Here is a 19251-nt window from a genome sequence, read left to right on the forward strand (position 1 = left end):
GCCCAAGGGCGCGATGAAATGACCTGTCAAGGACCGTCATGGCCACCGTGCCCGCCGCGCTCACCGCGCTCACCGCGCTCACCGCGCTCACCGCGCTCACCGCGTCCGCCGCGCCCACCGTCGTCATCGTCGTCGTCGTGACGGTCCCGGTCGTCCCGCCCCGGCGGGAGGCTGACGGTGTCGCAGTAGATGACCGGCCCTGGGGTCGTGGGCGGGGTGGGGCCGTCGGCTCGGATGCCCTCGGTCTCGATGACCATCAGGCGCAGTGGCCCCCCGCGTCCCACGGACGGTACCGGGACCTGACCCGTGTAGAAGGGCGTCCGGGAGGACTCCGCGTCGATCGAGGTGAGTACCGTGGCGGTGTCCTGGAGCGTCACCCAGCCGAGGTCCTCGTCGGCGACGGCGCTGTTCCGGCGCTGCAACGTGGCTGTGATCTGCGGCGGCGGCGAGTCGGCGGGGTTCCAGGAGGGGCCGGTGACGCTGACGGACAGCGACTCGCCGGGCCTGACCGTCAGTTCCCGGTCGGGCAGGACGCGCACCAGGTCGGCGAGGACGGCCGACGAGATCTCGGCTCCGGGGATCGAATCCGGCTGGTAGCGGACCAGGGAGAGCCGGACGAAGGGCAGGCAGGCGTCCCCGGTGTCGATGTCGAGGTCGCAGAACCAGCGGCCACCCCTGTCCCCCGTCTCCCCCGTCTCCTCCGACGTATCCGACTCCGCCCTGTCCGCCCTGTCCGCCCCGCCCCCCATGTCCTCCGCGTCGAACTGCGGGGCGAAGCCGACGACCGTGACGGCGAGCGGACCGGAGGAGGTGCGGAGGGTGAGATTCCCGGACCGCCGCACCGCGTTGGTGAACGTGTCCGCGGTCGGGGCGAAGACGGACGCGGAACGGTGGATGGGGTCACGGCCCATCAGGGTGGCCCAGGAATCCCGAACGGAAGCCGTTTCACCCCCCGGAGGCTCACCGAGGACCACGCCGAGCAGCTCGCCGTCGCCGGAGGAGAACCAGTGACGGTCGAGGAACACCCGGACACCGCCGCCCCGTCGGCGGTGGATGATGGTGCCGGACGGTCCGTCGACGTGCTCCAGGGCGAGGGTGGGTACGCAGTACAGCAGCCGTGGTGCCGTGGGCGCCGCGCTGCTCGGCACCGAGTGCTCCGTCGCCTCTCCCCGTATGGTCAGCGCGCTCTCGCCGGGCGCGGCGAACTGCGGCGGGAAGTAGTCCGCGAACCTGCTGCCGGCCACCGGGCGGTAGTTCACCTTCCGGTGTTTGGTGTCGCCGAACTCGTGCTTCGCGGGTCCGGGCGGGATCCTGAGCACATCCGCCTTCGCCTTGTCCTCGGCGGTCGTGGCCGTTTCCTCGAGCGTCTTCGCCTGGTCCGTGGCCGCCTTCGCCGCGTCCTCGGCCGCCTTGGTGCTGAAGGTCAGGATGCCGTTCTGCAGGACGGCCGGGTCATTGCCGGGGACGTCCTCCCGGCTCAGCCTCGCCGTCAGCAGGTCGAACACCGGGACGGCCATTTCCCGGGTAGCGCGGCCCGTGGGCCCGGCGTCCGTCACCTCGGTCCACTCGGCGACCAGGTCGATCCGGTCCGTACTGTCCTCGTCCAGTGCGATGGTGCCGGCGAGGTGCTCGGCGGTGGCGTCGGGGGCGCGCGGCGTCGCCGTGGGTGACAAGTCCAACACCGGTTTGCGCAGAGGCCGTTGAACCGCGTGGACGAGCGTCAGCTCCTGGTAGGGCGTGAACATCCAGTGCCGGCCGGCCGCGGCCAGTTCCATGACGTGGTCGGTTCTCCGCAGCTCTGCCGCTTGCCTCGCCGCCGCGTCCGCCGCCGTCTCCGGCGCGAGCCCCGGCGCCGGCGTCGGCACTTCCCGGCACCACGAGGCCATGCCCATGACCTTCTCGTCGAAGTCGATCGCGGAGCACAACCGGACGGTGGCCACGGCGCCCTTCTGCAGCGACACCGTCAGCACCCTGGACGCCTCGTCGAAGCGAGGCGGCTCGGTGCCCTCGGCCAGCCTCAGCCGGAAGGACCTGGGGTGGTGCCACACATCCCCGTCCCAGGGAACCACGAAGGGCTTCCCGGCAGGCATGCCCGGCAGGTCGAGGAGGACGGCTCCCGTGCCGAACGGATCCCGCAGATAGGGCACGTCGACCTGGTCGCCCGTGTGCAGGGCGGTCACCGCCGGGTTCCTGGGGTCCGCCGCCGGGGACGGGATCGGCTCCAGGCGCACACCCGGAAGGGACGGATCGTTCAGCGAGCCGCTCTCCCGTCCGGCCAGCTCGTAGACCGCGTCCTGGGCACGCTGATCGGTGGAGCCGATGGCCTCGTCCAGCAGGCCGTGCCACTCGACACAGCGCAGCGCCGCCTTCGGTGCCACCACATGGCGTTCGTCGACCCCCTGGTACGGGACGTGTCCTTCCACGGTGACCAGCCGCGACCGGTTGAAGTCCGCGGCGTACTGCTCCGCTGAACTACCCGTGTCCCCGGCGTCGGCGGCTCCGTGATCAACGGCGGCTCCGGGGCCTGCGGCACAGTCGACCGCGAAGCCGCTCTTGCGGCCGAGTTCGGTGAGGGACCGACAACCGGGATCTCCGTCGGCGTCACTCCCCCTGAGCCCCTGTGCCCGCTGCTCGGCGGCGTAGGCGTCCCTGGTCTCGTCGAGGAAGACCCCGTCCACGCCGTGCGGAAGGCTGTGGCCCTGGGCGACGAGGGCCTCCTGGACGGTGCGGACGTCGCCGTTGGTCTCGCCGAACCGCACATTGGCCAGGATGACCGTCACCTGACCCGGCGGAGGGCCGGGGGGAGCAGTCGGGGGCGGTCCGGACCCCGGGCTGCTCCGGATCACCATCCGGAAGGCCGACGCGCCTTCCCCGAGCGGCAGTCTGGGGGCCACGGCGGGCGCGGGGACGGCCTCGTACCTCTGGAAGACCAGCGGCCCGTCACCGGGGAGGGCCAGGTCCTTCTGGTCCATCAGGGCATCGGCCTCCGCCAGGGTGGGGCCGTTGCCCGCCAGGTCGACGGTGCGCAGCCGCACTCGGTACTGGTGGCCGAACCGCAGTCTGGGCAGCGAGCCGGGCCGCACCTTCGACGTGATCTCCAGCGGCAGTGCCGTCATCGCCTTGTTCGTGACCTCGACCGGCTGGTTGGGGGGCCGGTTGGCGTCGGCCGATCCCTCATCGATGTCCAGAACCAGGCCCGGGCGGGACGCGGACAGCGACCATCCGTCCCAAGTGACCAGCTGTTCGGGCACGAAGGGCTTGTCGTCACCCATCTGGGGCGGTGGGGAGATCAGGGCGGCCTGGAAGAAGCCTTCGTCGGAGGCGGTGAGCAGGAGTGCTCCGCCATTCTGCTGCCGGTACTCCACCTCGCGCTCGTGCAGCGAGAACCAGCGCTGCCGTTCCTCGTCCCAGACGTCCATCCGATGGCCGCGGACCAGATCCTCGGCCACCAGCTCGGGGGCGGGCGGGGGCGGAGGTGCGGCTCCTGGGGCCTGCGGGTCCCGCGCCGCGCCCCTCGCGTTCGCGAGCACTTGGTTGAAGGCACTGTCGTGGTCGACCGCCCGGTCGAGCTCCTCCTTGAGGATCTTCGGCCGGTTGTCCCTGACCAGCGAAATCCCGTGGGTCCGCACCGGTGACAGGCCCTCTGCGTCCGCCGGTCCCTCGGCGTCCGAGGAGGCCGGCGCCCTGAGGTGCGACGCGATCTTGAGCGCGGCGCCGTCGATGTCGGCCTGTTCGAGGGAGAAGTCCTCCTCGGGCAAGGCCACCAGGCCGCGGGACGGTGGCGCCAGCGGGTCGGCTGCCGTACGGGACTTGGCTCCGGGGACGAAGGCGTGGCGGTCCGGGAGGAAGACGTAGAACGTGTGGGGTGACACGTCGTGCGAGTCCGCGTGCGGTTCGGTCCAGTGGGGAGTGACGGTCAGGAACCGCTCGCCCGAGGAGACGGGCAGCCGGTCGGCCGGCAGGAGGAAGTCCAGGACCAGTCCGAGGCGCCGCAGCAGCACCGGGTGGTCGCCGAGCGAGGTGAGCATCTGGTGGAAGTCGGGATGCGACAACTCCGTCGGCGGCAGTCGGGAGGGCTCCTCACCGGCCAGCGTGGGCGGCCTCGGCATCGTGTGGAAGCCGACCAGGGGAGCCAGTGCGTCGGCCATGGCCCTCTCCGACGCGACGCCGCCGCCTGGTGCGACGGTCCTGAGCGAACGCAGCGTCTCCCCTGGCCCGGGCGGTCTCTCGGGCGACATCTTGGCCGCCTCGGCGTAGGTCTGCCTGGTGAATTTGCCGACTGTCCTGGCCGAGTAGGTACGGCATTCATTCATGTTCGTGCTCTTGAAGACGAACAACTCCAGCGGAGTGTCCTTGTTGAAAAGCTTCTTCCACAGGTTCCCGTCAGGAACCGGCCCTTGCGGATCGAGCTGTCCGGTGAAGGACGTGGACGAGGCGGAAGCGTCTTCCCCGGTGGCGAACTCGAAGGTCGCCCCCTGGACCCTTTCCGGCCAGCTGACGAAGTCGGGGAAGCGCTCGAGCGTGCTGAGATCCGGCTGGCCGGGCGGCTGACCCTCCTGGGGCTTGTCGGTCGTTGTCAGCCGGGGGGCGACGAACACCGACACCCGGACCTGGGTCCCGTCCTCCGAGAGCCCGGCGGGGAGAACGGTCCAGTTGATGTGCTGTTCGAACGGCATGGTCGTCTCCCTCGCTCACAGGGCTCGCAGGGGCTCACAAGACCGTCGGGTCTTACGCGGCGAACGCCGCGCAGTACTCGTGCCAGTGGTGGGGCAGGACGCAGTCGGCGAAGGCGGGGTCGCCCGGCGCGCCGGAGAAGCTCCGCTCGAGCTCGAGCGAGACGGACTTGCTGAAGAAGGCGATCCGCACGCTGACCGTGAGAGTGCCCTTGCCGCGGACCACCGACTCGTGACCGTGTTTCTCGTATGCGAGCTCGAGATAGAACTCGACGGACACCGTGATGATGCCCAGCACGCACAGGAACCCGTTGCACCGCAGGTACCCGCCCAGGGAGACCCTGTCGGCGGCTGCGTCGAACTCGAAGTGGATGCCCGCCATGACCGACACGCCGCCACTGGCGACACCGAGGTCCAGTGCCGCGCTGCCGCCGAACTCGATGGCGCCCTCGATCCGCTGTACGCCTTTCGCGTCGACCAGCATGGAGAAGTAGCCGCCGCCACCGAACAGGGAGACGGCGACGTTGAAGGGATGCGTCCGCTCGGAGACCGAGAAGCGGAACGAGACCGGATTGCCGTCGAAGGGGATCACCAGCTCGGCGCCCAGTGAGACGTTCGAGAGGCTGAAGACGCCGACACCGATGGCGGGAAGCGCGAGTCTGTAGCCCGCACGGACGCCGCTGGGCTGTACATCGATGTACGCGCCGCCGCCGAAAGCGTCGGCGGGCAGGGCGCTGCGCAGACTGTTGATGAATTCCAGCTCGTTCCTGAATTCCAGTTCCAGACCGGAGGCCGTGACATCGGGTTTCCTCCCCGGCCCCGTCCTGAAGCTCAGGTCGGCGATCTTCACTCGGACCATTCCGCTGAAGTCCAGCGCGAAGTTGGTCAGTCTTCCCTCCACGGTGGCCTTGTCGACGGCGTCTTTCGCGCGGACGGTCCGGGCATCCAGGGTCAGCACCGCACCGGACACATCGAGGATGTCCTTGGACTGGTCGCCCGGCTGTGCGTCCGGCTTCCCCAACGTGGTCTTCCACACGTAACGCAGTTCCTTGCCCTGCCCGTCGGCCAGGTCGCGGATACGTAGCACGGGTGTGGGCAGCAGGCCGTCGGGGGCGCGCAGGATGGCCTCGATCTGGTCGTCGCCGAGCTGCCGCAGAGTGCCGAGGCTCTCCTTGGCGATGTTCTGCAGGTACCGGCTGAGGTCGATGAAGCCGAGCAGTTTCGCCTTGCCGAAGGCCGCCCTGATGTCCTTGAGGTCAAGGGCGCCGACGACTTCTCCGGCTTGGCCCGTCTTGAAGACGTTCGGAATGACGCCCGCCTGGCTGGTGATCAGCTCGACCGCGGCGTTGGGGCTGGCGATTCCGCCGGCCTTCGCCGCCCCGAAGGTGAGGCTGACTGCCTCCTTCAGATTCAGGTACGCGCCCGCCGGATGGTTCTCCATGGTCTGCTGGAGGAACGTGTCGTTGAACCCGACCGCGAGGTAACCGGCGTTCGGAGCGAACTGCTCGACGGCCGGAACACGTACCTCCGCGGCGGATACATGGGGCAGTCCGACCACGGGGTGGGCCGCAGGACCCGTGACCCCCAGCCCGAAGGTCAGCTTGCCGACCGCGTGGCTCGTGCTGCCGGGAGCTCCGGGCGGTGGCTGCGCCAGGGCGATCACCTGGCCGCCCATCGGCCGGTTCATGCGGCTCATCAGCTTCCGGTCGACCGTACTCGGATTCGCCGCGTTCAGGTCTCCCGCGTACAGATTCTTCAACTGCGCTTCCGCCGTGGCCTTGTCCAGACCGTCGGGGACGTACACCAGCGGCATGGTGAAGCTGACCTTACGATCCTCGTGATCCGTGCCGATCAGGGTGAACTCGTAGTCGTCGCCAGTGCTTTGGACGGCCACCCAGAAAGCATCGCTGTCAGACACCGGCTGCCGAAGCGGCGGGGTGACACGGTCGGTGATGCGCAGCGCACGGAAGGGCATCTCACGTCCCGCGTGCGTGAAACCGGTATCCGATCCGTAGGGGAGCTCCGGCTGCTTGACGATGACGCGGTCCTCTCGTTGGAGGTAGGCGACGATTCCGTCGTTCGGTCGCGCGACGAACACCCGTCTGAGCTCCGACTCGAGCTGGGCCTCATGACCGGTGCACAGGTGGCCGCGGCTGACGACGCGTACGTACTGGTCACGCCCCAGACCTGTGATGTGGTCGTATGACAGCAGATTCGGGAGGCGTCTGCCGAGTTCTTCGAGTCGGCTCCGCGAGGTCGGCGACAGCTGCTCCCAGGCGCCGTGCAAGTGGGCGGATGCGCCCAGAGGCGTGACGATGAGGTGCTCGGCGTGCAACGGCGCGCTGGGCACCTCGATGGGCGGGCTGCCGCCCCCGGGCCGGGCAGCTCGGCCCGGCTGGTGAGGGTGACGACGTCCTCCAGCTTCTCGATGGTCAGCGGGTTGTTCGCGGTCGGTCCACTCCCGTTCGGGACCGTCGCGAAGGCCCTCAGCAGTACGTCACCGTCCCGTGCGCCGTGCAGCCGGGCGTGCCACAACGCGGTGCGGCCGTCCACTGGTTGGGGCTCCCGCACACCCACCCAGTCCACGGGCTCGTCGTAGGTGATCAGCAGCCGGGTGGGGAACTCGATGACGCTTCTGGGGATACCCTGGAAAACCGTCGATCCCGCCGCGTCGGGGGCCCGCAGGCCCTCCGGCACCGTCATCGGCACCAGACGCGCCCAGTCGAGCAGCGACGCCAGTGACAGTTCCAGGCCGTCGATGTCCGCCGGTACCGAGAAGGCCAGCCGGGTCGGGCCCGTGGTCGCCGCCTCCATGGGACGAAGGGCGGCGACGACGGTGTTCAACGGTGCGGGAACCTCCTCCAGCACATGCTGCGGCGGCAGCCCGACGAGGATGAGGGTGGGCGCATCCGGAACCCGCCGCACGAGGCGGCGGCCGTCGAATCTCAGGTTGACGAGGTCTATGTCGGCGACGAGCATGTCCGCCGGCCGCACCACCCGGAACGGCCCCTCCGCGACGTCCTCGTCGTGCGGTTCGGGGTGCGGGGGCCCGTCGGGGCCGGGGCCCGGGTCAGGAGGAGGCCGCCTCCAACCTCCTCCTCGGTCGCCGCCGAAGCCCCCGCCGGGGTGACCATGATGGTCGTCACCGTGGTCGCCGCCGTGGTCGCCGCCAGGATGGTTCCGCATTTCGCACCACAGGCGCAGCGTGACGGAAGGAGGGGGATCGAAAGACATGGTGAACGCCTCATGGGAGGTCGTGAGAGGCAGGAACCGCGGCGACGCCGCTCACCTCTCTTCCATGCTCACTCCGGTGGAGGATCCCCGCCACCGGGCTGCGGCACGAGGGCTGTCGCCCCGGGACACACGAGGAGCGCGAGCCCTTCGCATGGGGAGCGACTCGGCCGGCATACGCACAGGCGGCCGCCTCAGGGAAAGAGGAATGCCGCGATCGCGGCGTCGAATACCTGGGAAACCGGTTTGAGAGACGCGTTGTTGGCGAACGCCAGGTTCTGGAAGAGGAGGACGAACCGGCTTCCCGTGGAGTTCTCCCGGACGATCGCCGCTTCGGATGCCACCGTCTGCTGACTGGGAGTACCGGTGTGGACGGAGCCGAGGCCGATCTTCGATTGCAGCAGCCGGAACTGCACGGTCGGGTCACGGTCCAGGAAGGTGTGCCCGCGCTCCACGGCCTTGGTCAGGAGATCCCGCATGGCATCGTCGCTCGTTCCGTCGACCAGGGGCGCGTCGCCGGCCAGGAAGGTGAACAGCCGGGCCATCTGCCGGACGGACGTTCCCTGCGCGGTGGGCGTGTCGTTGACACACGGGATGCGCTGGGGCGGAAACCCGTTGGCGTAGTCGCCGCACAGCCACATCCCGTCGGCGGTCCGGGGCGTGTCGGTGGCGGTTTCGTCGAAGAATCCCGCGGTGGCGGCCCCTTCGGTGAGATAACCGAAGCCGGCACCGTGCACCACGGCGCCCGTGGCCACATCGTCGCCGTCGGCGATGGAACCGGTGAGACTGGTCTGGAAGTTCGTGGAGAACGTGACCGTGGAATCCGCCTGCGTCGTGAAGAGCTTGTCCCACTGGGGCAGTATGAACCCCGTGAGGTTGACGCCGGTGAGCTGTGCCACGCGGACGTCGTTGATGATGTCGTCGAATTCGCTGTGCAGAAGTGGGACGACGTCGCCGGGCTGAGGTTGCTTTTCGGCGACGAGTTCGTTGGCGGCTCGCAGAAGCTCGAAGGACGCCCACATCGACGTCGCCTTGAGCAGGCTCGCGGAGAAATGGATTTCTCTCTCGAGCTGTCCGGCGAAGCCGTGGGGCGCGGAGTCATTGAGCGCGACGATGCCCAGGGGCACGCTGCTCAGCCCTTGCGGGGCGGCGGCCAACGCGGTGTCGAGTGCCTGTTGCAGAGCCGCGTCAGGGGCGAGCAGGTCGGACTTCAGGTCGGGGAAGATCGCCATGGTGAGCTCCAGGGTCCGGCCGGTTCCGGGGAGACAGGATCCCGGCGGCGAAGACCTCGGGAGCCCGTGACCTCGGCCCCGGAGCGACCGAGAATCCTCGTCGCCGTACCACCTTCGCCTGTACCTCCATGGTGGCCCCATCGGGGCCGCCCCCGCATCCGGATGGGGCGTGGACCACGACCGCTTCCGACCGGTCGGGCGGACGCGGTCCACGTCGGCCGACGCGCCCCGCACCGCGCCGCCGGAGAAACGGCAAGTGGGCCCGTGGGTAGCCGCGTTGACCTGACACCTGACCCGCCTGACAGCTGACCCCTGCCTCCGACCCGGAGCGTGAGGTGCGCGGGGTGCCGGGTGCCGGGTGCCGGGCCCGCGCCAGGGCCGGCGGCGTCAGAAGTGCGTGCCGCCGTCGACGCGGATCTCCGTGCCGGTGATGAACGCGCCGTCCCGGGAGCCGAGCATCGCCACCACGGACGCGACCGTCTCCGGGCCGGCGAACCCCTGGCCCAGGGCGGGGGAGAGCTTCGCGAACAGGCGCATGTCGGCATCGGCGGGCAGCCCCGGCCCGCTGCTCTGCCCGCTGGCGCCGCTGCCGTCGGTCATCCCGCTGGAGATGGAGCCGGGCTGGACGGCGGTGAACCGGATGCCCTGACCGGCGTACTCGGCGGCGAGCGCGTGTGTCATCGACTGGATGCCGCCCTTGCTCGCCGCGTACGCCGCCATGTAGGGATGCGCGAACGCGGCCGACGTGGAGCTGAAGTTGACGACCGCCGCGTCCTGGCCCGCCAGCAGGGCCGGTATGGCCTCGCGGGTCACGAGGAAGGTGCCGACGAGGTTCACCTGCAGTACGCGGGTGAACTCCGCGAGGCTCGTCCGGTGGGTGTGCGAGGAGCGCAGGATCCCGGCGGCGTTGACGAGCACGTCCAGGCCGCCGAGCGAGCCGGTCGCGGCGGCGGCGCCGGCGCGAACGGAGTCCTCGTCGGAGATGTCCATGACGAGGGTGGTGAGGCGGTCCCCGTGCGCGGCGGCCTTCTCCGCGGTGTCCAGCAGCCCCCGTTCGCTCACGTCCGCGGCCACCACGCTGCCGCCCTCGGCGAGGATGCGCAGCACGGTGGCCTGGCCGATGCCGGATCCGCCTCCGGTGATCAGCACGCGGCGGCCTTCGTAGCGGTTCATGTGTTCTCCTGCCCGGCCCGCCGGTGACACGGCGGGGTCTGTGCGACGCCGGTTCCCTTGCCGTCCGGCGTGCCGATGTCTTCACGTTACGCCGAAGTGGCACGTTTTGCCATCACGGCACTGCATGCCGGTCCTCGCCCCCGGGTCGTACCCTTCTCGGGTGAGCACCAAGCCGTCCTCCTCGCTGACCGAACGCCGCAAGGCCGCGACCCAGCTCGACATCGCCCACGCGGCGGCCGGGTTGTTCGCCGAGCGGGGGCCGGACGCGACCACCGCCGAGGAGATCGCCCGGCACGCGGGCGTGGCGCTGCGGACGTTCTACCGTTACTTCCGCTCCAAGCAGGACGCGGTGAGCCCCCTGCTCGCGGACGGAGCCGACCGGTGGCGGGCACTGCTGGAGGCGGCCGAGCCCGGTGCCGGACTGTCCCGGGCCCTGGAGGCGGCGGTGGAGCGGTCGCTGGCGGCGCCGGACGAGGAGGCTGCCGAGGCGCTGCTGAGGACCCGGGGGCTGCTGCGGGCGGCAGCGGACGATCCCGCGTTGCGCGCGGTGTGGTACCGGGTGAACCAGGAGTCCGAGGAGCGGCTTGTCCCGGTCGTCGCCCGGCTCGCGGACGGGCGGCTCGAAGCGTTGCAGGTGCGCCTGGTCGCAGCGGCGGCCACGGACGCGATCCGCATCGCTCTGGAGACCTGGTCCGGCACGGGAGCCGGTGTCACGGGCGAGGGCTCCCCGGCCGCGCTCGCGCTCCGGTGCCTGCGGCAACTCCTGGGCGGGATGGACGCGTTGCGGCCGGCGGATGACGACAGGGCTGACTGATCGTTCCGGTATGACACCGCGTCGTCCGAGGGCCCGTGGCCCGCGCCGCGCACCCGTGAGGAGGACGTGACACCGCGTCGCCTGGAGCTGCCCCAGGGACAGTCCTGACGGATGCGGGCCCTCGTCCTCCGTCCGGTCCCGCGGCCGCGCGAGGACGCGGTCCGGGCGGGTGAAGGCGTCAGGCCGTCCCCCCGAGCGGCCCCCGCCGGGCCGGTCCCCGTCCCGGCGCGATTGTCAGTGGGTGCCCCTACGGTGAAGAGCAGTCGAGGACCCGCCGGAACGGCCGCGGGTCCGATGGGGGAGGGGTCTGTCATGTCCACGGCATCCGCGGGGTCGACGACGTATCTGGAGCTGTCGCAGGAGGGCGGCGGCGCCCACAAGTTCTACGAAGTGACCGTCGACGGCCAGGTGGTGACGGTGCGGTACGGCAGGATCGGCGCCGACGGGCAGACGCAGACGACGACGTTCCCTAGCGCGGAGAAGGCCCGGGCCGCCGCGGCGAAGAAGGTGGGCGAGAAGGTTCGCAAGGGGTACGCGCCCGCGGTCCGGGGGCAGCGTGCGCCCCGTGCGGTGACCCGCCGTCAGGTAAGCTCGGCACCCTCCACCGCCCGTGCCGTGGCACCGGTGCTGTGGCGGTTCCGCACCGGCTCCGCCGCGTTCGGCATCCATGTGGACGACGACCGCTGCTGGGTGGGCAACCAGGCCGGTGACGTCTACACGCTGGACCACGAGGGCGCCGTCCTGGCCCACTTCGGCCTGCCCGACGGCGTGAAGTGCCTGGTCGCGGACGATTTCTGGATCTACGCCGGGTGCGACGACGGCAAGGTCTACGACCTCTCCTCCAAGCTCCCCTTCGCCGCCTACGACATCGCCGCCGACGTCGACATCTTCTGGCTGGACATCCACGAGGGCGTCCTCGACGTCTCGGACCGCGACGGCCGGCTCACCGTCATCGACCACGAGGACGAACACCAGTGGTCCCGCCGCAGCCCCGGCGAACACGCCTGGATGGTCCGTGCCGACGACCGGGCCGTCTACCACGGCCACCACCGGGGCGTCACCGCCTACGCGCCCGACGGCGGCGGCGAGCTGTGGCACACCCCCACCAAGGGCGGCGTGCTGTTCGGCTGGCAGGAGCAGGACGCGGTGTACGCGGGCACCGCGCACCGAGTGGTCCAGCGGCTGTCGAAGGCCACCGGCGTCATCGAGGCCACGTACACGTGCGACAGCGCGGTGTACGCGTGCGCCACCTCACCCGGCGGCCGGTTCGTCTTCGCCGGCGACGCGGCCTCCTCCGTCTACTGCTTCGACCGGGACGGCAGGCGGCTGTGGAAGCTGGGCACGGGCAGCGGCTCGGCCCTGTCCATGCAGTACCGGGACGGGCGGCTGTACCTGGTCACCACCGACGGTTCGCTGGTGTGCGTGGACGCGAGCGAGGCGGCCGTCGCCGCGGCCCGGCAGGGCACGGTCCCGGTGGCGCGGGACGTCAAACTCGCCGCCGCCCTGCCGACGTACGCTCCGGCCACGGCCGTGGACGCGATGGCCACGGTCACCCAGGCGCCCGCCGGAGCGGTGGTGGTGGAGTGCGTCCAGGAGGCCGGCCGGCTGCGCGTGCACGTGCTGTCCGACGGCTACGACACCTCCTGGAACGTCCAGTTCCCCCGCGCGATACGCCGGCCCGGCGCCCGGTACGTCGTCGACGCCCTGCACCCGGCGGCGGGCGGCTTCTACCGGGTCCGCGGCGACATCAGGCGCCTGCTCTGACGCCGCGTCACCTGCCTCACCGCCTCACCCGCCCACTGGCCTACGCCCGCTCGGCCCCGCTCACGCCCGCTCACGCCGTCGTACCGAGCGGGCGGCAGGGCACGGCCCTCTCGTCGGCGGTGCCCCGGCCGTCCGGCTCCACCCGGTACAGCCGGGCCCCCGGCCGCCGGGCCACCGCCTCCTGGAGCCGCCCGTCCGTGAACAGCGTGCCCACGCCGTCCTCCAGCGCCCAGCCCGCGGGCAGCGCACCGGTGGCCACGGCCCGCCGGTAGGAGGGGCGACGGCCCGGTTCGCTGTCGTAGTGCGGGCACACCGACCCGGGCAGCAGGCCCAGCCCGTCCCGCAGGACCGCGAGCGGACCGAAGGAGTCTGTGTGCGAGGCGCCGGCCCAGCAGTTGGCACCGGCACTGATCCCGCACAGCAGTGTCCCCCGGTCGTACGCCTCACGCAGCAGCCGGTCGACCCCGTGCACCCGCCAGACGGCCAGCAGGTTCGCGGTGTTGCCGCCGCCGACGTACACCACGTCCTGCGCGAGCAGGAACGCGCGCAGCGCGTCGTCGTCCAGTTCCCGTCGGAACAACGGCAGTACGGCGGGCTCGCAGTGGCGGGGCCGGAAGGCGTCCAGGAACCGGTCGACGTAGCCGGGGGCGTCACCGCTCGCCGTGGGCAGGAAGCACACCCTGGGGCGGGGGCCGCGTGCGCGGGCGAGCAGCCAGTCGTCCAGGAGCCCGTCCTCGTCCGTGGAGAAACCTCCCCCGAGGAGCACCAGACGACGGGCGGGAACAGTCACCACGTACTGCCTCCTTCAGCGGACGGGCGGAGCGGGATGTGCTGAAGGATCCCGGGACGGTGAGCCCGCCGCAATCGAATACCCGCCCCTGCGGCCGGCGGCGCCCCGCAGCCGGTCAGGGGCGCGCGGTCGCCGTCCGCTCCAGGATCTCCCGTGCGACGGGAAGCACCTCGGTGCGGTCCTGGGGTACCAGGCCGATCCGGGTGCGGCGGTCCAGGAGGTCGGACTCGTCCAGCGCCCCCTCGTGCCGCAGCGCCCACAGGAGTTCGGCCCGGGTGACGGGGTGGCCGGCCAGTACCGGCTCGGCCAGGGTGGGGTCCTCGGCCGCGAGTGCGTGCACCGCCACGGCCTCGGTGCCGTAGCGGCGGACCAGCCGGCGGGGCACGGGCAGTGCGCGCAGCCGTTCGGGGGCGGCGGCGCCGACCAGCGGCAGCGCGGCGGTGGGGGAGGGGCCGGTGCGCAGCCCCCTTGCCCCGGCGGCGGCGTCCACGGCGTCCTGGGCCATGCGCCGGTAGGTGGTGAGCTTGCCGCCGACCACGGTGGTGACACCGTCCGGCGAGGTCAGCACGGCGTGCCGGCGCGAGACGTCGGAGGTGCGCACCGGCCCGACGGCCCGGCCGTCGTGCGCGGAGGTGTCCAGCAGCGGGCGCAGCCCGGCGAAGGCGCCGGCCACCTCGTCCCGGGACACGGGGATGTCCAGGACCGATCCGAGCACGTCCAGCAGGAAGCCGATGTCCGTCTCGGGGACCTCGGGCACGTCCGGGACGGGGCCGTCGACCGGCTCGTCGGTGAGCCCGACGTAGACCCGGCCGTCCCCTTGCGGCAGGACCAGGACGAAGCGGTTGGTCTCCCCGGGGACCGGCACGTGCACTCCGGCCGGCAGGGCGCCGAGCCGTTCCGAACGCAGGACCAGATGGGTGCCGCGCGACGGGCGGATCCGGATGCCGTCGGCGAGGGCGCCCGCCCACACCCCGGTGGCGTTGATCACGGCGCGTGCCCTGATCTCGCCCTCCTCGCCGGTGAGTTCGTCGCGGATCCGGGCGCCCGAACCGGTCAGCTCCAGTGCCCGTACCCGGGTCAGGACCCGGGCGCCGTGGGCGGCGGCCGTCCGGGCCAGGGCAGTGACCAGGCGGGCGTCGTCGGTCACCTTGCCGTCCCAGGACAGCAGCCCGCCGCGCAGCCCGGACGCGCGGACCGCGGGCGCCAGGTGCCGGGCCTCCGTCGCCGACAGCCGGCGCGGAGCGGGCAGGACCTGGCGCGGGGTGCGGGCCGCCAGTCGCAGCATGTCCCCGGCCCGGAACCCGGCCCAGGCCAGCGAGGCCTGGGCCCGGGACACCAGCGGGGTCAGCGGCAGTACGAACGGCTGGGCGGCCACCAGGTGCGGTGCCGTACGGGTCATCAGCACACCGCGTTCGACGGCGCTCTCGTGGGCGACGTCGAACTGCGCGGAGGCGAGGTAGCGCAGCCCGCCGTGGATCAGCTTCGAGCTCCAGCGGGAGGTGCCGAAGGCCAGGTCGTGGGCGTCCACCGCGACGACGTCCAGTCCGCGGGCCGCCGCGTCCAGCGCGGCCCCGGCGCCCGTGGCGCCGAGCCCGACGACCAGGACGTCGGCCACCCGGCCGTCCGTGGCCTCGGCCAGTTCCCGGCCGCGCCGGTGTGCGCTGAGGGACGAGCCGGGCGCGGCCTCGGTGTGGCTCATGGCGTCAGGGTCCTCTCCAGAAGGGTGCGCAGCTCGCCGAGGAACGCGCCGGAGTCCAGCTCCGGATCGTCCTCGTCGGTCATCGTGCGCAGGGACAGGGTGAAGGACTGCACGGTCAACAGCAGGGCTCGTGCCTGCCGTTCGGTGTGGCCGGGCCGTACGGACCCGTCCGTGTGGCCCTCGCGCAACGCGTCGCCGAGCAGCGCCAGCAGCGCCTCCTGGCTCGCGCCGCGCCGGTCGAGCACGTACGGCAGGAGCAGTTCCGGGTCGACGTCGACGATCTTGCGGAAGAGCGGATGCGACCGGAAGGCCTCGACCCCGGCGACCAGCCCGTTCACGATCCGGGTGCGCGTGCCGACACCGGGCGCGGGTTCCGGTATGGCCCGGGTGGCCACGTCGACCCACTCCCGGGTCATCAGATCGCCCACCAGGGTCTGCAGGTCCGGCCAGCGCCGGTAGAGCGTCATCCGGGAGACACCGGCGCGGCGGGCGACGTCGGCGAGCGTGGTGCGCCGTACCCCGACGGCGAGCACACAGTCGCGTGCCGCGTCGAGCACGGAATCGCTGTCCGAACCGTTGTGACGAATAGGCGTCATGTGTCACAGTGTAACGCCCTGGGGTCGGGACGGAAGCGGTACGGCCCCCGAGACGGCAGCCGAGCCGCGCGAACCGAGCACACCGACCTGTGAGGACGACCGTTCAATGGACATGCTGTGGAACGGCTGGGGCGACCCGGCGAAGGCGGCACCGCTGCCCGAGACGGTGACCGGGCTGCTGCGCGACCTGCTCGGCGTCAAGCCGCACAGCACGCCCACGCCCGGCCTGGAGGACATCCGCCTTCCCGGCGGCGCGGCCGACCCCGCCGCACTGGAGGCGCTCGCCGAAGCCGTCGGCGGGGACGAGCACGTCCGCACGGACGCGGAGAGCCGCGTCCGGCACACCCGCGGCAAGTCCACCCCGGACCTGCTGCGCATCCGCGCCGCCGACTTCAGCGACGTCCCCCAGGCCGTCGTCCTGCCCGGCGGCCACGACGAGGTCCTCGCCGTCCTGCGCGTCTGCGCCGCGCACGGGCTGGCCGTCGTCCCCTTCGGCGGCGGCACCTCGGTGGTGGGCGGACTCGCCCCGCAGCGCGGCGCGTTCGTCGCCCTGGACCTGCGCCGCATGAGCGGTCTGCTCGACCTCGACCCCGTCTCCCGCACCGCCGTCCTCCAGCCCGGCCTGCGCGCACCCGAGGCCGAAGCCCTCCTCGCCGAACGGGGCTACACCCTCGGCCACTTCCCCCAGTCCTTCGAGTGGGCCACCATCGGCGGCTTCGCCGCCGCCCGCTCCAGCGGACAGGCGTCCGCCGGATACGGCCGCTTCGACGAGATGGTGCTCGGTCTGACCGTCGCCACCCCCGAGGGCACCCTCCGGACCGGCCGGGCCCCCCGCTCCGCCGCCGGACCGGACCTGCGCCAGCTGATCCTCGGCTCCGAGGGCGCCTTCGGCGTCATCACCTCCGTCACCGTACGGATCCGCCCGCTGCCCGAGGCGCGGGTGTACGAGGGCTGGCGGTTCGCCTCCTTCGAGGAGGGCGCCGCCGCACTGCGCCGGCTCGCCCAGGACGGTCCCCGGCCGACCGTGCTGCGCCTGTCCGACGAGACCGAGACACTCATCGGCCTCGCCCAGCCCGACGCGATCGGCGCCGGCCTGGCGGAGGGCGGCGCAGGCTGCCTGGCCATCACCGGATACGAGGGTACGGCCGAGGACACCGCGCACCGCCGGGAGCGGGCGGCGGCGGTGCTGACGGAGTGCGGCGGCACCCTGGCCGGCACCGAACCGGGTGAACGCTGGGCGCACGGCCGCTACTCCGCGCCCTACCTGCGCGACGCGCTGCTCGACGTGGGCGCCTTCGCCGAGACGCTGGAGACCGCGGCCTTCTGGTCCCGCATCCCCGACCTGTACACGGCCGTCCGCACCGCCCTGACGGACGCCCTCACCCAGGCCGGCACCCCGCCCCTGGTCATGTGCCACATCTCCCACGTGTACGAGAACGGCGCCTCCCTCTACTTCACCGTCGTCAGCGCCCAGGGTGAGGACCCGGTGGCCCACTGGACGCCCGCCAAGCACGCGGCCAACGAGGCGGTGCTGGCCGCCGGCGGCACCATCTCCCACCACCACGGGGTCGGCACCGACCACCGCGACTGGTACGTCCGCGAGGCCGGCCCGCTCGGGATCGCGGCCCTGCGCGCCGTCAAGGACCGCCTGGACCCCGAGGGGCTCCTCAACCCCGGCGTCCTGCTGCCCACCGACTGACCCCTGATCCCACCGCCTGCCGGAGGCACACCGATGCGCCACTTCACCGCCGTCGTCAACCCCACAGCGGGCGGCTCGACCGGGGCGGCGACCCTGCTCCAGCTGGCCCGGCTGCTGCGCGGGGCCGGCGCCGGGCTGGAGACCGAGTACAGCCACAGCCTCGCCCACGCCCAGGACATCGCCCGCAAGGCCGGCGAGCGCGGCCGGATCGTCCTGGCCGTGGGCGGCGACGGCATCGCCGGCGGCATCGGCGGCGCGCTCAGCGGCACCGGCACCGCCCTCGGTCTCGTACCCGCCGGGCGGGGCAACGACTTCGCCCGCGCACTGGGCCTGCCCGCCGACCCCGACGCGCTGGCGGACATCCTGCTGCACGCCGAGCCACGGCCCGTCGACACCATCGAGGTGGAGTCGGCCGTCCACCCGCGCACCGTGGTGCTGGGCAGCGTGTACGCCGGCGTCGACGCGGTGGCCAACCGGCACGCCAACAACGCCCGCCTGCTGCGCGGCGCCGCCTCCTACTACGCCGGCGGTCTGCGCGCCGTCACCGGCTGGCGGCCGGCCGACTACCGCGTCACCGTCGACGGCGAGGAACACCTCCACCGCGGCTACACCGTCGTCGCCGCCAACTCCCCCTACTACGGCTCCGGCCGGCTCATCGCCCCCGGCGCGCGCGTCGACGACGGGCTGCTGGACGTCGTGCTGATCCGCGAGGCCCCGCGCCGGCTGTTCTTCACCCTGATGAACGAGCTGAAGACCGGTGCCCACGTCCGCCGCCCCGAAGTGCGCGTCCTGCGCGGCCGGGAACTGCGCATCGAGGCCGACCGGCCCGTCCCCTACGGCGCCGACGGCGAGGTGGACGCCACCCTCCCGGTCATCGTGCGGGTACGGCCCGGCGACCTGCCGGTGCTGTACTGACCCCGCGTGAACTCCCGCCGACGCGCGAAGCCGTGGCGTCTGCCACCGCCTCACGGCGCATCACCGGCTCACCCCTGGGTAGGCACCAGGAGGTTCCTGGGAGGGGTGACGGGCCGATGACGCTGGAGCAGGCCGAGGGCGTGATACGGGCGGTCGTCGTGTACGACGGGCGGCTGCTGCTGGTACCGGAGGGGGACGGCTGGGGACTGCCCTCGGGCACCCCGCAACCGGCCGAGACGGCCACGGCCGCCGCGGCGCGCGTCGTCTACGAGGTCACCGGCTACCTCGTCGACGGCACGGAGCCACTGCGACCGCGGGAAGCGGCGGGGGAGACGGCCGTGGTGTGCCAGCTGCTGAGCGAGTCCCCCTCCGACGGGGGCCGCTTCGCGCCGGAACGACTGCGCTGGGCACCGATCGCGGAGACCGCCGGCACGCCGTTGCCGGCCGGCGTGCGCCAGTACCTTCAGGGCCACACACCGGTGTGAACCGGCGGACGGCCCGAGCGGACTCGGCCGACCGCGGTGGACGCGGCAGCCGCCGGTCCCGCTCGTGCCCCCGTCACGGCCGACGGTCGACACGGACATCACCTGCGCCGTGCGGTGCCACCGACCGCGACGCCGTACCGTACGGGCCCGGCACGGCGCCCGTACGGTACGGCGTCCCCC

At 72.2% G+C, this 19251-nt stretch carries 12 protein-coding genes; 5 read left to right on the top strand and 7 right to left on the bottom strand.

Features of this window, described 5'->3' with window-relative positions:
* Positions 1–26: 26 nt before the first annotated feature.
* From AB0B40_RS28400 to AB0B40_RS28415, 4 genes are all read right to left on the bottom strand, one after another.
* The gene (locus AB0B40_RS28400) at positions 27–4676 is read right to left on the bottom strand and encodes a hypothetical protein (protein ID WP_362266263.1); all 4650 of its coding nucleotides are present in this window, start codon (positions 4674–4676) and stop codon (positions 27–29) included.
* A gap of 52 nt (positions 4677–4728) precedes the next feature.
* Positions 4729–7008, bottom strand: coding sequence for a hypothetical protein (locus tag AB0B40_RS28405; protein WP_362266265.1), 2280 nt, complete (start codon positions 7006–7008; stop codon positions 4729–4731).
* A 1090-nt stretch (positions 7009–8098) separates the two neighbouring features.
* The gene (locus AB0B40_RS28410) at positions 8099–9136 is read right to left on the bottom strand and encodes a hypothetical protein (RefSeq protein WP_345059286.1); all 1038 of its coding nucleotides are present in this window, start codon (positions 9134–9136) and stop codon (positions 8099–8101) included.
* 387 nt (positions 9137–9523) lie between these two features.
* Entirely contained in the window at positions 9524–10309 is a 786-nt protein-coding gene (locus AB0B40_RS28415) for an SDR family oxidoreductase (RefSeq protein ID WP_362266267.1), read from the bottom strand.
* 160 nt (positions 10310–10469) lie between these two features.
* Here AB0B40_RS28415 and AB0B40_RS28420 point away from each other — a divergent pair, with 160 nt between their 5' ends.
* Both AB0B40_RS28420 and AB0B40_RS28425 read left to right on the top strand, forming a co-directional pair.
* Positions 10470–11123: a TetR family transcriptional regulator gene (locus tag AB0B40_RS28420; RefSeq protein ID WP_345059290.1), complete on the top strand. Its 654-nt coding sequence runs from the start codon at positions 10470–10472 to the stop codon at positions 11121–11123.
* A gap of 312 nt (positions 11124–11435) precedes the next feature.
* A complete protein-coding gene (locus AB0B40_RS28425) occupies positions 11436–12887 on the top strand; it encodes a WGR domain-containing protein (RefSeq protein ID WP_345059292.1) in 1452 nt (483 codons plus the stop codon).
* A 70-nt stretch (positions 12888–12957) separates the two neighbouring features.
* Here AB0B40_RS28425 and AB0B40_RS28430 read toward each other — a convergent pair whose 3' ends face one another.
* The 3 genes from AB0B40_RS28430 to AB0B40_RS28440 form a co-directional block, all read right to left on the bottom strand.
* Entirely contained in the window at positions 12958–13680 is a 723-nt protein-coding gene (locus AB0B40_RS28430) for a peptidase E (protein WP_345059294.1), read from the bottom strand.
* A 112-nt stretch (positions 13681–13792) separates the two neighbouring features.
* On the bottom strand, positions 13793–15376 hold the full coding sequence (locus AB0B40_RS28435; RefSeq protein WP_362266269.1) for a glycerol-3-phosphate dehydrogenase/oxidase: 1584 nt from the start codon (positions 15374–15376) through the stop codon (positions 13793–13795).
* Complete coding sequence (locus AB0B40_RS28440) at positions 15373–15972, bottom strand: TetR/AcrR family transcriptional regulator (RefSeq protein WP_345059298.1); 600 nt, start codon at positions 15970–15972, stop codon at positions 15373–15375. The genes AB0B40_RS28435 and AB0B40_RS28440 overlap by 4 nt, the downstream gene beginning before the upstream one ends.
* A gap of 106 nt (positions 15973–16078) precedes the next feature.
* On the opposite strand from AB0B40_RS28440, the gene AB0B40_RS28445 reads away from it, so the two are divergent.
* The 3 genes from AB0B40_RS28445 to AB0B40_RS28455 all read left to right on the top strand — a co-directional run bounded on the left by AB0B40_RS28445 (position 16079) and on the right by AB0B40_RS28455 (position 19071).
* Positions 16079–17671, top strand: a complete 1593-nt coding sequence (locus AB0B40_RS28445) for an FAD-binding oxidoreductase (protein WP_362266271.1) — start codon at positions 16079–16081, stop codon at positions 17669–17671.
* Between the two features lie 33 nt (positions 17672–17704).
* Positions 17705–18586, top strand: coding sequence for a diacylglycerol kinase family protein (locus tag AB0B40_RS28450; RefSeq protein WP_362266273.1), 882 nt, complete (start codon positions 17705–17707; stop codon positions 18584–18586).
* A 116-nt stretch (positions 18587–18702) separates the two neighbouring features.
* A complete protein-coding gene (locus AB0B40_RS28455) occupies positions 18703–19071 on the top strand; it encodes an NUDIX domain-containing protein (protein WP_345059304.1) in 369 nt (122 codons plus the stop codon).
* Positions 19072–19251 lie beyond the last annotated feature (180 nt).

Origin of the sequence: Streptomyces sp. NPDC042638 (genome assembly GCF_040647235.1) — a bacterium.
GTDB classification, from domain to species: domain Bacteria; phylum Actinomycetota; class Actinomycetes; order Streptomycetales; family Streptomycetaceae; genus Streptomyces; species Streptomyces rameus.